The organism is Mesorhizobium sp. M1E.F.Ca.ET.045.02.1.1 (genome assembly GCF_003952485.1).
Taxonomy (GTDB): domain Bacteria; phylum Pseudomonadota; class Alphaproteobacteria; order Rhizobiales; family Rhizobiaceae; genus Mesorhizobium.
In genome coordinates, this window is the sequence record NZ_CP034447.1 from 2517974 (window position 1) to 2531904 (window position 13931).

Below are 13931 nucleotides of genomic sequence, written 5' to 3' on the forward strand. Positions count from 1 at the left end.
AATGGTCTCGCTCCCGCTTTCAGCGGAAAGTAGATTGGGTATAAACATGATGTCCAGCGCTCATCTCGAGTTGTCTGTGGCGGGGTGAAGAAAATGGCAGCACGATCTGTCGTCGCGCTTGTGTCCGTTGCCGAAGTGGTGGCCGGCGACCTTGCCGACCATCTCGAACGGCGCGGGCACGATGTGCGCCAGGCACGCCAGCCCTGGGAGGCGGAGTCGCTGCTCTCCGCGGGGGGCATCGATGTCGTCGTCGTCGGTGACGATGTGACCCAGGCGGACGGTCGCGAGCTGCTCAAGCGTTATGGCGGCGAGAGCGGCTCCGACTTCATCCTGATCTGCCGGCCACGCGACCTTGTCGACAAGGTGCTGGCGCTGGAGCTCGGCGCCGCAGACGTGGTGGAAAGTCCGCTCAATGTGCGCGAGCTCGCTGCGCGCATCGGCGGCCTGCTGATGCGACGCGGCCGCAACACCCAGGAACTGATCGTGCTGGAGAACGCCACCGTCGACCTGAGGTCGGCCATGGTCATGCATCGCTCCGGTGCCGAGGATCAACTGTCGCCGGGCCAGGTTGCGCTGCTCAGGCTCTTCCTGGCAAGCCCGCGAAAGGTGCTGACGCGCGACGACATCATCGCCGCCGCGCCGGCCGAGAACGCGGACGCTTTCGACCGCTCGATCGATTCGCGGATCGTGAGGTTGCGCCGCAAGCTCGATACCGAGACCATCACCACGATCAGGGGCGCCGGCTATCGCTTCGATCCGCCGACGCCGCGCACCGACTGAGGCGAGGGCGGCCGGGTCATTTCCTTGATCTGGCATCGGATCCCCCAAAACCGATGCTTCGTGCTCAGCGCGCCACAAGGACCGAGGGACCTGAGGGCAAGTCGGCGCTGGCGGTGATTTCGACATGGGCGCGCTCCTTCAGGAGCACCGTTGCCAGCGCGGCAAAGCCGAGCAGCCCTTGCGCGTAGAGCAATGCGGAAAGCACGGAAGCTGCAAACCTGGTGTTCATGTCATTACCCCTAAATCGATATGTATCGGTGCTTCAGGAAACTCCCGAAGCGCCCGCGCCGCTAACGGAGCCCCCCGCTGCGGCGCGGGCCTTCGGTCCTCTCGGCAGCAAGTAGCCGGAGGGGCCGCGCGTCCTCATCAGCCGAAGGCCGACCCGCCAGAGGGCCCTCAGCCGGTGGACGCGCAGGCTGGAAACGATCCAGACCGTGGCGATGAACAGTGCAGTGTGCAGCGTCGAAACCTCGCCCGAATTCATGGCGCCGAGCGTTGCCACGGGGTTGCCGGCGACAGAGCCGGCGCCACCGAGGATGACGGCCGCGACGCCGATCCTGAGAAGCCAGGAGCGTAGGTTCGATTTCCTGCCCATTTTCGTTTGCTGATGTCTGTTCCCGTTGCATCCACATTGCCGCCGGCCTGTATCCGCATCATGCCGCGCAGGCCGCGTTTTGTTGCAATTCGGTTTCGAGATTAGCGAAATAGCTTTCATATCAGAGCCATGCGCACTTTCGTTTGTCGGTTTCCCCTCTGTCGTCGGTAACCATGACAGGCTCACGAGCAGCGTTCTTCCGGGCTGGGGCGTTAATTTTGGGAAACAGATTCGAAACAATAACGAGCATCAAGCGAAATAGGCTTGAAACAGGTGACCTCGATAAAGCGACACATCGAAATGAAGCCGGCCGGACCGGCATAAAGAGAGGGATCGTCATGCATACCGCCATTTCCGCCAAGCTCATCAATGTCACCGCCGCCGCGCTCACCGGCGCGGCATTGCTTTTCGGCAGCAACGCCGCCCACGCCAATCAGATCGTCGCCCGGGTTTCGCTGTCGCAGCAGATCATGGAAGTCACGGTCGACGGCCGTCCGACCTACACCTGGAAGGTGTCGACGGGTGACAGGAGGCACATCACGCCGACGGGATCCTTCAGGCCGACCCGCCTGCACGAGATGTGGTATTCGAAGAAGTACGACAATGCGCCGATGCCGCATTCGGTGTTCTTCAGCGGCGGCTACGCGGTGCACGCCACCTACGCCATCAACCGTCTCGGCCGGCCTGCCTCGCATGGCTGCGTGCGCCTGCATCCCGATGCCGCGGCCGATTTCTACCAGCTTGTCGAGGTTTTCGGCCCGGCCAACACCAGCATCGTCATTGTTAAATAACGGGCTGGGTCAAGTAGCAGGCGGATTGCCGCCTTCGGCGTAGTCTATTAGGCGCAATTTCGGACGGAAAAGCGTTACACACTTTTCCTGAAATTGCTCAGCGCCGAAGCCGTGAGGCCACCGCCAAAAAAGAGGCCGGAATTTTCCGGCCTCTTTTCATTATGGAGCGAATAGGAAGTAGCGAATAGAGATGCCCCGGCGCGCGAACGCCATTCTCCCCTATTCGCTATTGCCTCCGCTTCAGGTCGGCAGCGCCGGCATCAGCTTCGGATCGGGCTTCTCGGCAAGATGCGGCAGATCCTTGCTGGCGATGAAGGTGTAGAACATGGGCACGACGAACAGCGTGAACATCGTGCCGACCAGGATGCCTGTGAAGATGACGAGGCCCATCGAGTAACGGGCCGCGGCGCCGGCGCCGCTGGAGATGATCAGCGGCACGACGCCGAGCGCCATCGCCGCCGTCGTCATCAGGATCGGCCGCAGGCGCACCTTGGCCGAGGCAATGATGGCGTCGCGCCGCCGCATGCCGTGGATTTCGCGCTGCTGGTTGGCGAACTCCACCAGAAGGATGCCGTGCTTGGTGATGAGGCCGATCAGCGTGATCAGTCCGACCTGGGTGTAGATGTTGAGCGTGCCCAGGCCGATGTTGAGCGGCACGATGGCGCCGAAGATCGACAACGGCACCGCCATCATGATGATCAGCGGGTCGCGGAAGCTCTCGAACTGCGCGGCCAGCACCAGGTAGATGACGATCACCGCCGCGGTGAAGGCGATCAGGATGGTGTTGCCCTGCTCCTTTTCCTGCCGAGACTGGCCGGAATAGTCGATGAAGAAAGTGTCGGGCAGCGTCTCCTTGGCAAGATCCTCCAACACCTTCAACCCGTCCCCGGTGGTGACGCCCGGCAGCGGCAAGGCCGAGATCGTCGAGGAATTCAGCTGGTTGAACTGCTCGATCGCCGCCGGCGATGCGTTGGTCGAAATCTTCACCACCGCCGACAGAGGCACCATTTTGCCGTCCTCGCTGCGAATGAAGTATTCGCCCAGCCTCTCCGGATTGTCGCGGAACTCCTGCGGCACCTGCGGGATGATGTCGTAACTGTGGGAGTCGCGGTCGAATTGCGCCACCTCGGCGCCGCCGACCAGCAGAGTCAGCGTGCGGCCGACATCGGCGATCGGCAGGTTCAGCGCCGCGGCGCGCTCGCGGTCGATGGTGACGGTCACCTGTGGCGCGTCATAGGCCATCGAGTTCTGCACGACGATGAAGCGGCCGGAAGCCTGCGCCTTGTTCTTGATCTTCTCGGCCTCGTCGAAGACCTCGGAGGGATCGCCGGTCGAGCGCACCACCATCGAGATGGGCAGGCCACCGCCTGAGCCGGGCAGCGTCGGCGGCGCGAAGACGAAGGCCTCGACGCCCGCCACCTTGGCGAGGCGGCCCTGGATGTCGGCCTGAAGCTCCTTGGAGCCGCGCTTGCGATCCGCCCAGTCCTTGAAGGCGAAGCCGACGAAGGCGCTGTTGGTCGCGCCGCCGAAAGCGACGGCCGAGAACTGCGCCCTGGTCTCCGGGATGTCCTTCACCAGGCCGAGCATCTGGTTGACGTAGGTTTCGGTGTAGTCCGACGTCGCATAGCGCGGCGCGGTCACCAGCGACAGCAGGAAGCCCTGATCTTCCTCCGGCGCCAGCTCGCTGGAGGTCTTGGTGAACATGAAGCCGGTGAGCGCGACCAGCGCGACGACGATGATCAGCGTCACCGGCCGGTTCCTGAGCGAAGCGGTGACCGCCCGCTCGTAGACGCGCTCGACGCGGCTGAAGGTGCCGTCGACGATGCGCTGGAAGCGGCTATGCGCGCCGGCCTTCAGGAGGCGCGCAGACATCATCGGCGTGATGGTCACGGCGATCAGGCCGGACAGCACCACGGAGCCGGCCAGCGTCACCGCGAATTCGCGGAACAATGCGCCGGTCAGGCCGCCGGTGAAGGCTAGCGGCGCGAACACGGCGGCGAGCGTGATGGTCATTGCGACGATGGCCGAGAAGATTTCGCGCATGCCGTTGAAGGCCGCCTGCATCGGCGACATGTGGTCCTCCTCCATGTGGCGATGGATGTTCTCCACCACCACGATGGCGTCGTCGACGACGAGGCCGATCGCCAGCACCATGGCAAGCAGCGACAAGAGATTGATCGAGTAACCGACCGAAAACAGGATGAAGCAGACGCCGATCAGCGACAGCGGGATGGTCACGATCGGCATCATCACCGATCGGAACGATCCGAGGAACAACAGGATGACCACGATGACGATGGCGACCGCCTCGCCGATGGTCTTGAACACCTCCTCGATCGAGGCGCTGATCTGCCCGGTGGCGTCGTAGACGACCTCGATCGTCATGCCTTTCGGCAGCGTCTCCTGAATCTGCGGCACGAGCTTGGTGATCGCCGCCGCGGTCGTCAACGGGTTGGCCGCCGGTGTCGGGAAGATGGCGAGGAAGGTGCCGGGTTTGCCGTTGAAGCTCACCCTGGTGTCGGTGCTTGCGGCGCCGAGCTCGACGCGCGCGACGTCGCGCAGACGCACGACCTGGCCGTCCGTCGAGCGGATCGGGAGCTGCGAGAACGCTTCCGGCGTCTGCAAGGTCGAGTGAACCGTGATCGACGAGACCACATACTCGTTCTGAGTGTTGCCGGGCGCGGACAGGAAGTTGGAGTTGTTGATCGCAGTCAGCACGTCGGCGGCGGTGGCACCGCGGGCGGCAAGCCTGACCGGGTCGATCCAGACGCGCATGGAATATTCCTCGGCGCCGAAGATCTGAACGTCGGCGACGCCTTCCACCGTCGAGATGCGAGGCCGGATGACGCGCTCGATATACTCGGTGAGCTGCTCCTTGGTCATGTTCGGATTCTGCATCGAGATATACATCATCGCGAACTGCTGGCCGGTGCCCTTGACGATCACCGGATCCTTGGAGGCGTCCGGCAGGGTGCCGCGCACGCCCTGGACCTTGGAGAGCACCTCGGTCAGCGCCACGTCGGGATTGGAGCCGAGCTTCATCTGCACGGTCACGGTGCTGGAGGACGGGCGGCTCGATGAGGTCACGTAGTCGATGTTCTCGGTCGAGGCGACGGCGCGCGCGATCGGCGCGGAGATGAAGCCCTGGATCAGGTCGGCGCTGGCGCCGGGATAGGCCGTGGTGATGGTGATCGCCGTCTCGTCGACCTTCGGATACTGGCGGATCGACAGGTTGAAGATGGCCTGGAAGCCCAGGAGCAGGATCATGCAGGCCAGCACCGTCGAGAGGACGGGCCGGCGAATGAAGATGTCGGAAAAGCTCATTGCTGAACCTGCTTGTTCGCCGATTTGCTGGGATCGATGGTGTTGTCGACGGCAACGGACATGCCGTTGAAGAGCCGGTTCTGACCGGCGGTGACGACCTGATCGCCAGCCTTCAGGCCCTCGACGATCTCGACCATGCCGTTGTTGCGGCGGCCGAGCTTGATGAACACCTGCGACAGAACGAGCGCCGGCTGCTGCCCGGCTTCGGGCTTCTGAGCGTTATCAGCGGGCTTTGCGGCGTTGTCGGCGGACTTTGCCGTGTCGGAGGCAGGCTTCGAGGCATCGGCCTGCGGTTTGGTTGCGTCGCTGGCCGGCCTTTCGATGCCGCCGGTCTTCTGGTCATCCGGTTTGGCCGGCGCCGCAGCGCCACCGTCGGCAGGCTTTGCCGGCACGACAACGAAAACAAAGTCGCCGTAAAGGCTGGACGTCACCGCCGTCTGCGGCACCGAGATGACGTTGTTTTCCTCCGGCAGCTCGACGCGGATCTGCACGAACTGGCCAGGCGTCAGCTTGCCCTCCGGGTTGGCGACCTCGCCGCGGATCGATACCAGGCGGCTCGCCGGGTCGATCTTGGGATCGATGCCGCGAATGGAGCCGGCAAAGGGCATGTCCGCCACGCTGCCGCCGATCCGCACCGTCTGGCCGATCTTCAGCAGCCGCAGCTGCTGTTCCGGCACCGTGAAGTCGACCCGCATCGTATCCAGGTCCTGCAGCGTCACAACCGAGTTGCCCGGGGCCAGATACTGGCCGATGTCGATCTTGGGAATGCCGACGGTGCCGTTGAAGGGGGCGGACAATTGCTTCTGGTCGAGCACGGCCTGCAGCTTGTTCACCTGCGCGGCCGAAGCGTCCGCCGCCGCGCGCGCGGCATCGAGCGTCGCGTCGGTCCCGACGCCGCGCCGCTGCAATTCGAGCGCGCGGGTCAGCGCCGCCTGGTCGGACGCGGCCTGCGCCTTCTGCGCCACCAGATCGGCCTTCTCGACGGCGTCGTCGAGCTGCAGGAGCACGGCGTCGGCCGCGACCTTCTGGTTGGCGTGGAACAGGATGTCCTTGACGATGCCTGCCGTCTCGACGGTCAGGTCGACGCCGCGCACGGCGTTGACGGTGCCGATCGCCTCGACGCCCGGCGTCCAGTTCGAGGGTTTCGCGACGACGGTCGAGACGGTCGCGGCCGGCGGCTTCATGGTGGCGAAAAATTGCTTGATGCCGTTGTCGCGCAGGATGTTGAAGCCGACGATACCGACGCACACCAGAGCGAGCAGAAGCAGAAATACGGTGATGATGATAAAGCGCTTCACGGAAAAGTCCCCTCGAGCCGAAACCGGCATAACGGTCGATGCCAGGACACATACTGGCGACGGGTCCCGATTTCAATTTTCGGCGTCTTACTGTACCGTCTGGACGGTCTTGTCAATTCCGCATAAGCTAATGTAAGGGGGAGGCGTGATGAAAGCTCGCAGGGCAAATTCGCGCGACAGGATACTTGCAGCGGCCGCCGACGTGGCGCGCGAGGCGGGTCCCGGAAGCCTGTCGCTCGACGCCGTCGCCAGCCGGGCCGGCGTGTCGAAGGGCGGACTGCTCTATAATTTTCCGACCAAGGCCAAGCTGATGCAGGGGCTGGTGGAAAATTACCTCAATGCTTTCGAAGAGGCGCTCGAGGAACGCACGGCCGAGGCCAGCGATGAAAGCGTGCTCGCGGCCTACATACGGCTTTCGGCCGATGATTGCGAGAAGCCGAAACCATCGGCTTCCTGGATGTTCTCCGCGATCGCGGAGGATCCGGATTTCCTGACGCCGATAAAGGCGTTCAAGCGGCAGCTCTTCGAACGGCTGAAAGACGAGACCGACGACCTCGGCTCGCTGCTGGTCTGCTTCCTCGCCATCGAGGGACTGCGCAGCATGAACCTTTTCGATTCCGACGTGCTCTCGCCGGAGGAGCACAAGCTCCTGGTTTCCTCGCTGCTCAAGATAGCCGCATAGGTTGCAGGGCGTCACACCAGCTTCATCCTGGAGACATAGCGTTCTCCCGGTTCTTTGCTGCAATGCAAAAGGAGTGGGACGATGGTGGACGTGGTTTCCAGTGAGGCGGGGATTCCGAGACCGGATCACCCGTTGGAACAATCGAGCGGCGCGAAGTGGTTCCTGCCTGCCTTCGGCGTGCTGGTTCTGGCCGGCATCATCTATGTCGGCTATGCACTGAGCCAGGACTTGGCAGTCGCCAAGACAGTGCCCTGGATCCTGCTCGGCATCGCCCTGCTGATCGCGCTCGGCTTCGAATTCGTCAACGGCTTCCACGATACCGCCAATGCGGTGGCGACGGTCATCTACACCCGATCGCTCCCGGCGGAATTCGCCGTCATGTGGTCGGGTGTCTTCAATTTCCTCGGCGTCTTGACCTCGAGCGGCGCGGTCGCCTTCGGCATCCTGTCGCTGCTGCCGGTCGAGCTCATCCTGCAGGTCGGCTCGTCCTCCGGCTTCGCCATGGTGTTCGCCTTGCTGGTCGCGGCGATCCTGTGGAATCTGGGCACCTGGTTCCTCGGCCTGCCGGCGTCGAGCTCGCACACGATGGTCGGCTCGATCATCGGCGTCGGCCTCGCCAACCAGTTCATGGCGCCGGCCGGAAGCGCCACCAGCGGCGTCGAATGGGGACAGGCGACCAATGTCGGCATGTCCCTGCTGGTCTCGCCTCTCGTCGGTTTTTTCGCGGCGGCCGTTCTGCTCTATGTGATGAAGATCCTTGTGCGCAATCCGGCGCTCTATGAGGCGCCGAAAGGCAAAACCCCGCCGCCGTGGTGGATCCGCGCGCTGCTCATCTTCACCTGCACCGGCGTCAGTTTCGCGCATGGCTCCAATGACGGCCAGAAGGGCATGGGCCTGATTATGCTGATCCTGATCGGCGTGGTGCCGACCGCCTATGCGCTTAACCGTACCCCCGACATCAACTACCTCGAGGCCTACAAGTCGGCTTCCGCCGCCGTCGAGCAGTCGCTGGGCAAATACGTCAAGCCGGGCGTCACTGTCGCGGACCCCAAGGCCGCGGTTCAAGAGGCTGTCCGCTCCAAGACCTGGAGCGATCAGACGACGCCCGCGCTGCAGACCTACATCCACAATACGACCGCCGGGCTGCAGCCCTACGCGACCGTCGACAAGGTCCCGACCGACCTGGTCAGCAACGCCCGCAACGACATCTATCTGATCGGCGAAGCGCTGAAGCTGATCGACAAGAAGAAGCTGTTGCCGATGCAGGACGCTGACCTGCAGGCGGTGACGAACTACCATAAGGCGGTCGACAACGCGACGAAGTTCATCCCGCTCTGGGTCAAGATCGCCGTGGCGCTGGCGCTCGGCCTCGGCACCATGGTCGGTTGGAAGCGCATCGTCGTCACCGTCGGCGAGAAGATCGGCAAGAGCCACCTGACCTATGGCCAGGGCGCCGCCGCCGAGCTGGTCGCGATGGTTACGATCGGCATGGCCGACCGTCTCGGCCTGCCAGTGTCGACCACCCACGTGCTGTCGTCGGGCGTTGCTGGCACGATGGCGGCGAACGGCTCCGGTCTGCAGTGGGCGACCGTGCGCAACCTTTTGCTCGCCTAGGTGCTGACACTGCCCGCTCGATCGCGCTGGCCTTCGTGCTCTTCGTGGTCTTCCGCCAGGTGTTCTGAGATAGCCGCAAGAACTCAAAAGAAAAGGCAGCGCCGGCCAGGCGCTGCCTTTCTTTTTTGCTTGATAGCTACCCTCGAAACGTTGGCGGGACAGCACCCCCCTCTGTCCTGCCGGACATCTCCCCCGCAAGGGGGAGATTGGCAGCTTGGGCGCCGCGCGCTTCTTTCGACCCCGACAATTGGCGAAAGCCGCGCAACATCCGATCTCCCCCCTTGCGGGGGAGATGTCCGGCAGGACAGAGGGGGGTGTGACGGAACTCGACGAGGGTGCTTGTTAGCGGAGCAACCCGTCGAGTCTTCCTACCGGACCTTACGTCGGGTCTTCGCGGTGAAGGTCGTGGATAGCCACGCCTTCGACATTGGTCGGCAGCAACAGCCACTGCTTGTGGCGCAGCGTGCGCTCGGTGTCCTCGAGGCCCATTTCCCAGTGCTCGCGCATCGAGGTGCCCGAGAACTCGTAGTCCTTGGCGTGGCCCTCATAGCCTTTGTGCTGGTAGATCAGGTGAACGATGTTGACCACGCCGGCATCGGAATAGTCGGCGATCAGTTCCCTCTCGCCGTCCCTGAGCTCATCTGGCGGAACGCGCTTCAGCGCATCGAGCAGCTTCATCTTTAGCGCGTGGATGCGCTGGAAATTGTCGGTGTTCTGGCGCGTGCGGCTCGAATACATGATGTCCTTGTGGCGCGACAGCACGTCGGCCATGCTGCGCGGCAGGGCGCCGCGGGCGCTGAACAGATCGACCTGGAACACCAGCGAGGAGCGATCCTCTTCCTGGTCGAGCAGGTATTGCAGCGGCGTATTGGAGACGATGCCGCCGTCCCAATAATACTCGCCCTCGATGCGGACCGAGGGGAAGGCCGGCGGCAGCGCGCCGCTCGCCATGATGTGCTCCGGCCCGATGCGGACCTTCTCGGTGTCGAAATAGACGAAGTTGCCGGTCCTGACGTTGACCGCGCCGACGCTCAAGCGCTTCCTGCCGTCGTTGAGCACATCGAAGTCGATCAGGCTCTCCAGCGTGTCCTTCAGCTCGGCGGTGTCGTAGAAGCTGGTGGCGCCCTCGGCACCCGACAGCTCGAACCATGGATTGGGATTGCGCGGCTTGAAGAAGCCGGGCTGGCCCATCATCATCGTCATCCACGACGAGGTGCGGTTGCGGATGTCGCGATAGATGTCGCCTTCGGGCGTGTAGGCCCAGATCTTGCGGCCGGAGATCGTCTGCCAGAACTGCTCCAGGCGCTGCAGGCGCCGGCTCGGCTCGTTGCCGGCGATGATCGAGGCGTTGATGGCGCCGATCGAAACGCCGGAGAGCCAGGTCGGCTCGCAGCCGGCATCGGAAAGCGCCTGATAGACGCCGGCCTGATAGGCGCCGAGCGCGCCGCCCCCTGGAAGACCAGGGCGATGCGGTCATACTGCGCCGTTATTTCCTCGATGGTGGCGGCGACCGCCTTGTTTCGGGTCCGTTCAAGCACGAGCCTTCTCCGGCTGGATTGCGCTGGCGGCGGACGGGTTGCGGTCGGCGAGATAGTCGTGGACGACTTCGCCGAGCCCGAGCGTCAGATCAGCGGTGAAATGAACGGCCGAGACGACCTCGAGCACCGGCAGCTTCGCCACGTCGGCCATGACATGGGGCCGAAGGTCGAGCGCGGCCGGCGCGGTCCAGGCTTCCTTCAGCGTCACATCGGTCAGGTAGTAGCGCACCAGCTCGCAAATGCGCGGGCTTCCGTCGACATGCGGGATGATCTTGATCAGGAAGTTGGGCGCCGCCAGCGAGGCGAGCACGGAATCGTGGTCGGCCTCGCGGTGCTTGTAGCCCATGGTGCCGGTGGCGCAGAGCACGCTGCCGTAGTGCAGCGTGCCGACCACCACTTCGCCCTCATGCACGATCTTGGGGCTGGCGAGCTTTTTCGGGAAGCCCCACAGCTCGCGGCCGCCGGCGATTGGTGCGTCGTCGTCGAGATACATGGAGTGGACATAGCCGCCATGCTGCCCGCCATAGCGCACGGGGATGACCTGGCCGGTCTCGGTATAGTCGCCGAAGCCGGTCGAATCCGGCATGCGGATGAACTCGTACTTGACCAGCGGCTCATCGATCTCGAGCGGCTTCGGCACGACGGCTTCCAGCGCCTCGCGTGTCGTGCGGTAGGTGATGATGATGTATTCGCGGTCGAAGAAACGGTAGGGACCGGGCGGAAACGAAGGATTGGTGAGCGGCATCTCATAGGCGCGCTTAACGACATCGTCGATTTCCAAGCTATTCACCCGTCGGTTCAGGAATGACACACGCGAGACGCGCAGGGGGAGTATGTTGCACGGCACCATGACAGTGCCATGTCATGGTGCTCGGGCGCCAGCTTCATGGCTATCGGGCGGCATCACAACATTGTAATCGCAACGACATATGGCCATGGCATTGTCATGCTGCGGCGCACAAACTATGTGCCCTAAGTCCACTCCACCTCTAGCGAGATTTTTCATGGGTTCCCTGTCTTCGAAGAATGCGCTGGTCACCGGCTCGACCAGCGGCATCGGGCTTGCAATCGCCCGCGCCTTTGCCGCCGAGGGCGCCAATGTCACCATCAACGGCCTGGGCGACGCCGCGGCCATCGAGCAGGAGCGGGCCGGCATCGAGAAGGATTTCGGCGTCAAGTGCCGCTATTCGGGCGCCAACATGATGGACGGCGCCGCGGTCACCGCCATGATCCACGAGGCCGAAGAGGCGTTCGGCAGCCTCGACATCCTGGTCAACAATGCCGGCATCCAGCATGTCGCGCCGATCGACGAGTTTCCCGACGACAAGTGGGAGGCGATCATCCGCATCAACCTGCTCGCCGCCTTCTATGCCATCAAGGCGGCGCTGCCCGGCATGAAGAGCCGCAAATGGGGCCGCATCATCAACACGGCCTCGGCGCACGCGCTGGTCGCCTCGCCGTTCAAGTCGGCCTATGTTTCGGCCAAGCACGGCATTGCCGGCCTGACCAAGACGGTGGCGCTGGAAGTCGCTCAGGACGGCATCACCGTCAACGCGATCGCCCCCGGCTATGTCTGGACGCCGCTGGTCGAGAAGCAGATCCCCGACACGATGAAGGCGCGCGGCATGACCGAGGAGCAGGTCAAGCACGACGTGCTTTTAGCCGCGCAGCCGACCAAGGAATTCGTCACCGTCGAGGAACTCGCCGCGCTGACGCTCTTCCTGTGCTCGGACGCCGCCAAGCAGATGACCGGCACGACCTTGCCGATGGATGGCGGCTGGACGGCGCAGTAAGCGCGCTTCCCTAGAGCAGTTCATCGTTTCACGGAAACGCTGAACTGCTCTAATATTTGTTTTACGCAATTCCGGAGGGAAGGCTACGGCGAAGCCGCCGAGCCCGACCGTTACACACTTTTCCTGGAATTGCTCTAAAGGGGGCGCTGTCGCGGCGTAAGGCTTAACTCGCGATGCTTCGTGCTATCCTTCCCCTGGCGCAGTCCTTGCCGGTCCCCATGGCTATTGAAGTCGCCCGTAATGGCTCAGGACGAGGCCGACGGCTCCAAGCAGCACATCGTTTTCGGTGTGCTTGCCGATGATTATTCGCGTGCGCCTGTCGGGGGCGACGTCCCGCGCCTTGATTAGGGTGTGCCGTTCATAGGCTGCAATGAGCGGCGTAAGCAGGATGTCGCCGGCGAGCGCCATGCGTCCTCCGATGATGATGAGGGGCGGGTTCAGAACGGATCCGATCATGCCCAGGCCGCGGCCCGCCATTTCGGCGGTATCCTCGATCATGCGCAATGCTCCGACATCCCCCTGCTCGGCCATGCGGATCACGTCGTCCATCGTGACGCGCCGGCCCGTCACGCGCGCGATCTGCTCCAATGGCCGGTTGAAGCTGGCGTAGAGTTCCAGGCAGCCTCGATTGCCGCAGCGGCAAAGATCGCCCGATGGATCGATGCTCATGTGACCGAATTCGCCCGCGCCGCCGGCAATTCCGGTCACGACGCGTCCGTGCTGGACGATCGCTCCGCCGACCCCGAGGTCGATCTTGAACAGGACAAAGTCCTCGTAACCGACGGCGGCGCCCCACATCATCTCGGCAATGGCGGCGCAGTTGCTTTCATTGGCAGCGAAGATCGGCTGCTCCAGCACCGGCCCAAAGACATGTCGGATGTTGACGCCAGCCCAAGTGGGAACGATGCTGGCCCGCTGGACGAAGCCTTCGGGGCTGACCGGTCCCGACACAGAAACCCCGACACCCAGGAGGCCGGACGCAGACAAGCTGTTCTCCTCGTAGCATTGCGCGATCGCCGCCTTGGTGAGCTTTGCCGCCCGGTCCGGAGGATAATCCAGGCCGAGGGGGATAATTTTTTCAGAAATGAATGAATGCGAGACGTCAGCCACAGCGACCCGAATCTCGTCGAGACTAAGATGAACGCCAACGCAGGTGCCGGCTTCAGGATTGAGCGTCAGCGTCGCCGGCGGCCGGCCGACGCCTTTGGCCGTTTCGTCAGCTGCCGCCAGTTCCACCACGATCCCTGACTTCCTCAGGCCAGTCAGAGCCGTCGAGACGGTCGAGCGGGCCAAGCCGGCGAGCCGGGCAATCTGCGCGGCGGAAATGGCGCCGCGCTGGCTGAGACAGCGGACAATCAGACTTTCAGGCGTGCCCGGAGGTTGACCGTCCAGCAGCGATCTGAGCAGGCTTTTTGTCATTTTCGTCTTAAAACTCCTTGACTGTCGATCGTATTTGATCATTCTAGAAAAAACTAGAGACCTTCTGCGATGCGCGGGCGGTCTCGACGAAACGGTC

At 63.4% G+C, this 13931-nt stretch carries 10 protein-coding genes and 2 pseudogenes; 5 read left to right on the plus strand and 7 right to left on the minus strand.

The annotated features are described in order from the left end of the window. The first annotated feature begins 93 nt into the window (after positions 1-93). Complete coding sequence (locus tag EJ070_RS12250; protein WP_126091596.1) at positions 94-780, plus strand: response regulator transcription factor; 687 nt, start codon at positions 94-96, stop codon at positions 778-780. Positions 781-844: 64 nt separating this feature from the next. On the opposite strand, the gene EJ070_RS36260 is transcribed toward EJ070_RS12250, so the two are convergent. Continuing rightward, a complete protein-coding gene (locus EJ070_RS36260; RefSeq protein ID WP_189350500.1) occupies positions 845-1009 on the minus strand; it encodes a hypothetical protein in 165 nt (54 codons plus the stop codon). Positions 1010-1042: 33 nt separating this feature from the next. Next, positions 1043-1375 (minus strand): hypothetical protein, encoded by a 333-nt coding sequence (locus EJ070_RS12255; protein ID WP_126091597.1) that lies wholly within the window; start codon positions 1373-1375, stop codon positions 1043-1045. Positions 1376-1713: 338 nt separating this feature from the next. Between EJ070_RS12255 and EJ070_RS12260 the strand changes: the two genes are divergently transcribed. Next, entirely contained in the window at positions 1714-2166 is a 453-nt protein-coding gene (locus tag EJ070_RS12260) for a L,D-transpeptidase (RefSeq protein ID WP_126091598.1), read from the plus strand. Positions 2167-2406: 240 nt separating this feature from the next. On the opposite strand, the gene EJ070_RS12265 is transcribed toward EJ070_RS12260, so the two are convergent. Continuing rightward, positions 2407-5490 (minus strand): efflux RND transporter permease subunit, encoded by a 3084-nt coding sequence (locus EJ070_RS12265; RefSeq protein ID WP_126091599.1) that lies wholly within the window; start codon positions 5488-5490, stop codon positions 2407-2409. Continuing rightward, the gene (locus tag EJ070_RS12270; RefSeq protein ID WP_245464858.1) at positions 5487-6788 is read right to left on the minus strand and encodes an efflux RND transporter periplasmic adaptor subunit; all 1302 of its coding nucleotides are present in this window, start codon (positions 6786-6788) and stop codon (positions 5487-5489) included. Before EJ070_RS12270 ends, EJ070_RS12265 begins: the two co-directional genes overlap by 4 nt. Before the next feature lie 148 nt (positions 6789-6936). On the opposite strand from EJ070_RS12270, the gene EJ070_RS12275 reads away from it, so the two are divergent. Next, entirely contained in the window at positions 6937-7470 is a 534-nt protein-coding gene (locus EJ070_RS12275) for a TetR family transcriptional regulator (protein ID WP_126091601.1), read from the plus strand. Between the two features lie 81 nt (positions 7471-7551). Then, positions 7552-9152, plus strand: a pseudogene (locus tag EJ070_RS12280) (inorganic phosphate transporter). A gap of 310 nt (positions 9153-9462) precedes the next feature. Here EJ070_RS12280 and EJ070_RS12290 read toward each other — a convergent pair. Further along, positions 9463-10622: pseudogene (locus EJ070_RS12290) on the minus strand (patatin-like phospholipase family protein). Further along, the gene (locus EJ070_RS12295) at positions 10615-11403 is read right to left on the minus strand and encodes an acetoacetate decarboxylase (protein ID WP_126091602.1); all 789 of its coding nucleotides are present in this window, start codon (positions 11401-11403) and stop codon (positions 10615-10617) included. Before EJ070_RS12295 ends, EJ070_RS12290 begins: the two are co-directional and overlap by 8 nt. A gap of 223 nt (positions 11404-11626) precedes the next feature. Between EJ070_RS12295 and EJ070_RS12300 the strand changes: the two genes are divergently transcribed. Then, entirely contained in the window at positions 11627-12415 is a 789-nt protein-coding gene (locus EJ070_RS12300) for a 3-hydroxybutyrate dehydrogenase (protein ID WP_126091603.1), read from the plus strand. Between the two features lie 222 nt (positions 12416-12637). Here EJ070_RS12300 and EJ070_RS12305 read toward each other — a convergent pair whose 3' ends face one another. Beyond that, entirely contained in the window at positions 12638-13834 is a 1197-nt protein-coding gene (locus EJ070_RS12305; RefSeq protein ID WP_189350503.1) for an ROK family transcriptional regulator, read from the minus strand. Between the last annotated feature and the right edge of the window lie 97 nt (positions 13835-13931).

Excerpts from the sequence above, each read along its gene's own strand:
- EJ070_RS12250 (WP_126091596.1), top strand. The coding sequence starts at position 94 with ATGGCAGCACGATCTGTCGTCGCGCTTGTGTCCGTTGCCGAAGTGGTG.
- EJ070_RS36260 (WP_189350500.1), bottom strand. The coding sequence starts at position 1,009 with ATGAACACCAGGTTTGCAGCTTCCGTGCTTTCCGCATTGCTCTACGCG.
- EJ070_RS12255 (WP_126091597.1), bottom strand. The coding sequence starts at position 1,375 with ATGGGCAGGAAATCGAACCTACGCTCCTGGCTTCTCAGGATCGGCGTC.
- EJ070_RS12260 (WP_126091598.1), top strand. The coding sequence starts at position 1,714 with ATGCATACCGCCATTTCCGCCAAGCTCATCAATGTCACCGCCGCCGCG.
- EJ070_RS12265 (WP_126091599.1), bottom strand. The coding sequence starts at position 5,490 with ATGAGCTTTTCCGACATCTTCATTCGCCGGCCCGTCCTCTCGACGGTG.
- EJ070_RS12275 (WP_126091601.1), top strand. The coding sequence starts at position 6,937 with ATGAAAGCTCGCAGGGCAAATTCGCGCGACAGGATACTTGCAGCGGCC.
- EJ070_RS12300 (WP_126091603.1), top strand. The coding sequence starts at position 11,627 with ATGGGTTCCCTGTCTTCGAAGAATGCGCTGGTCACCGGCTCGACCAGC.
- EJ070_RS12305 (WP_189350503.1), bottom strand. The coding sequence starts at position 13,834 with ATGACAAAAAGCCTGCTCAGATCGCTGCTGGACGGTCAACCTCCGGGC.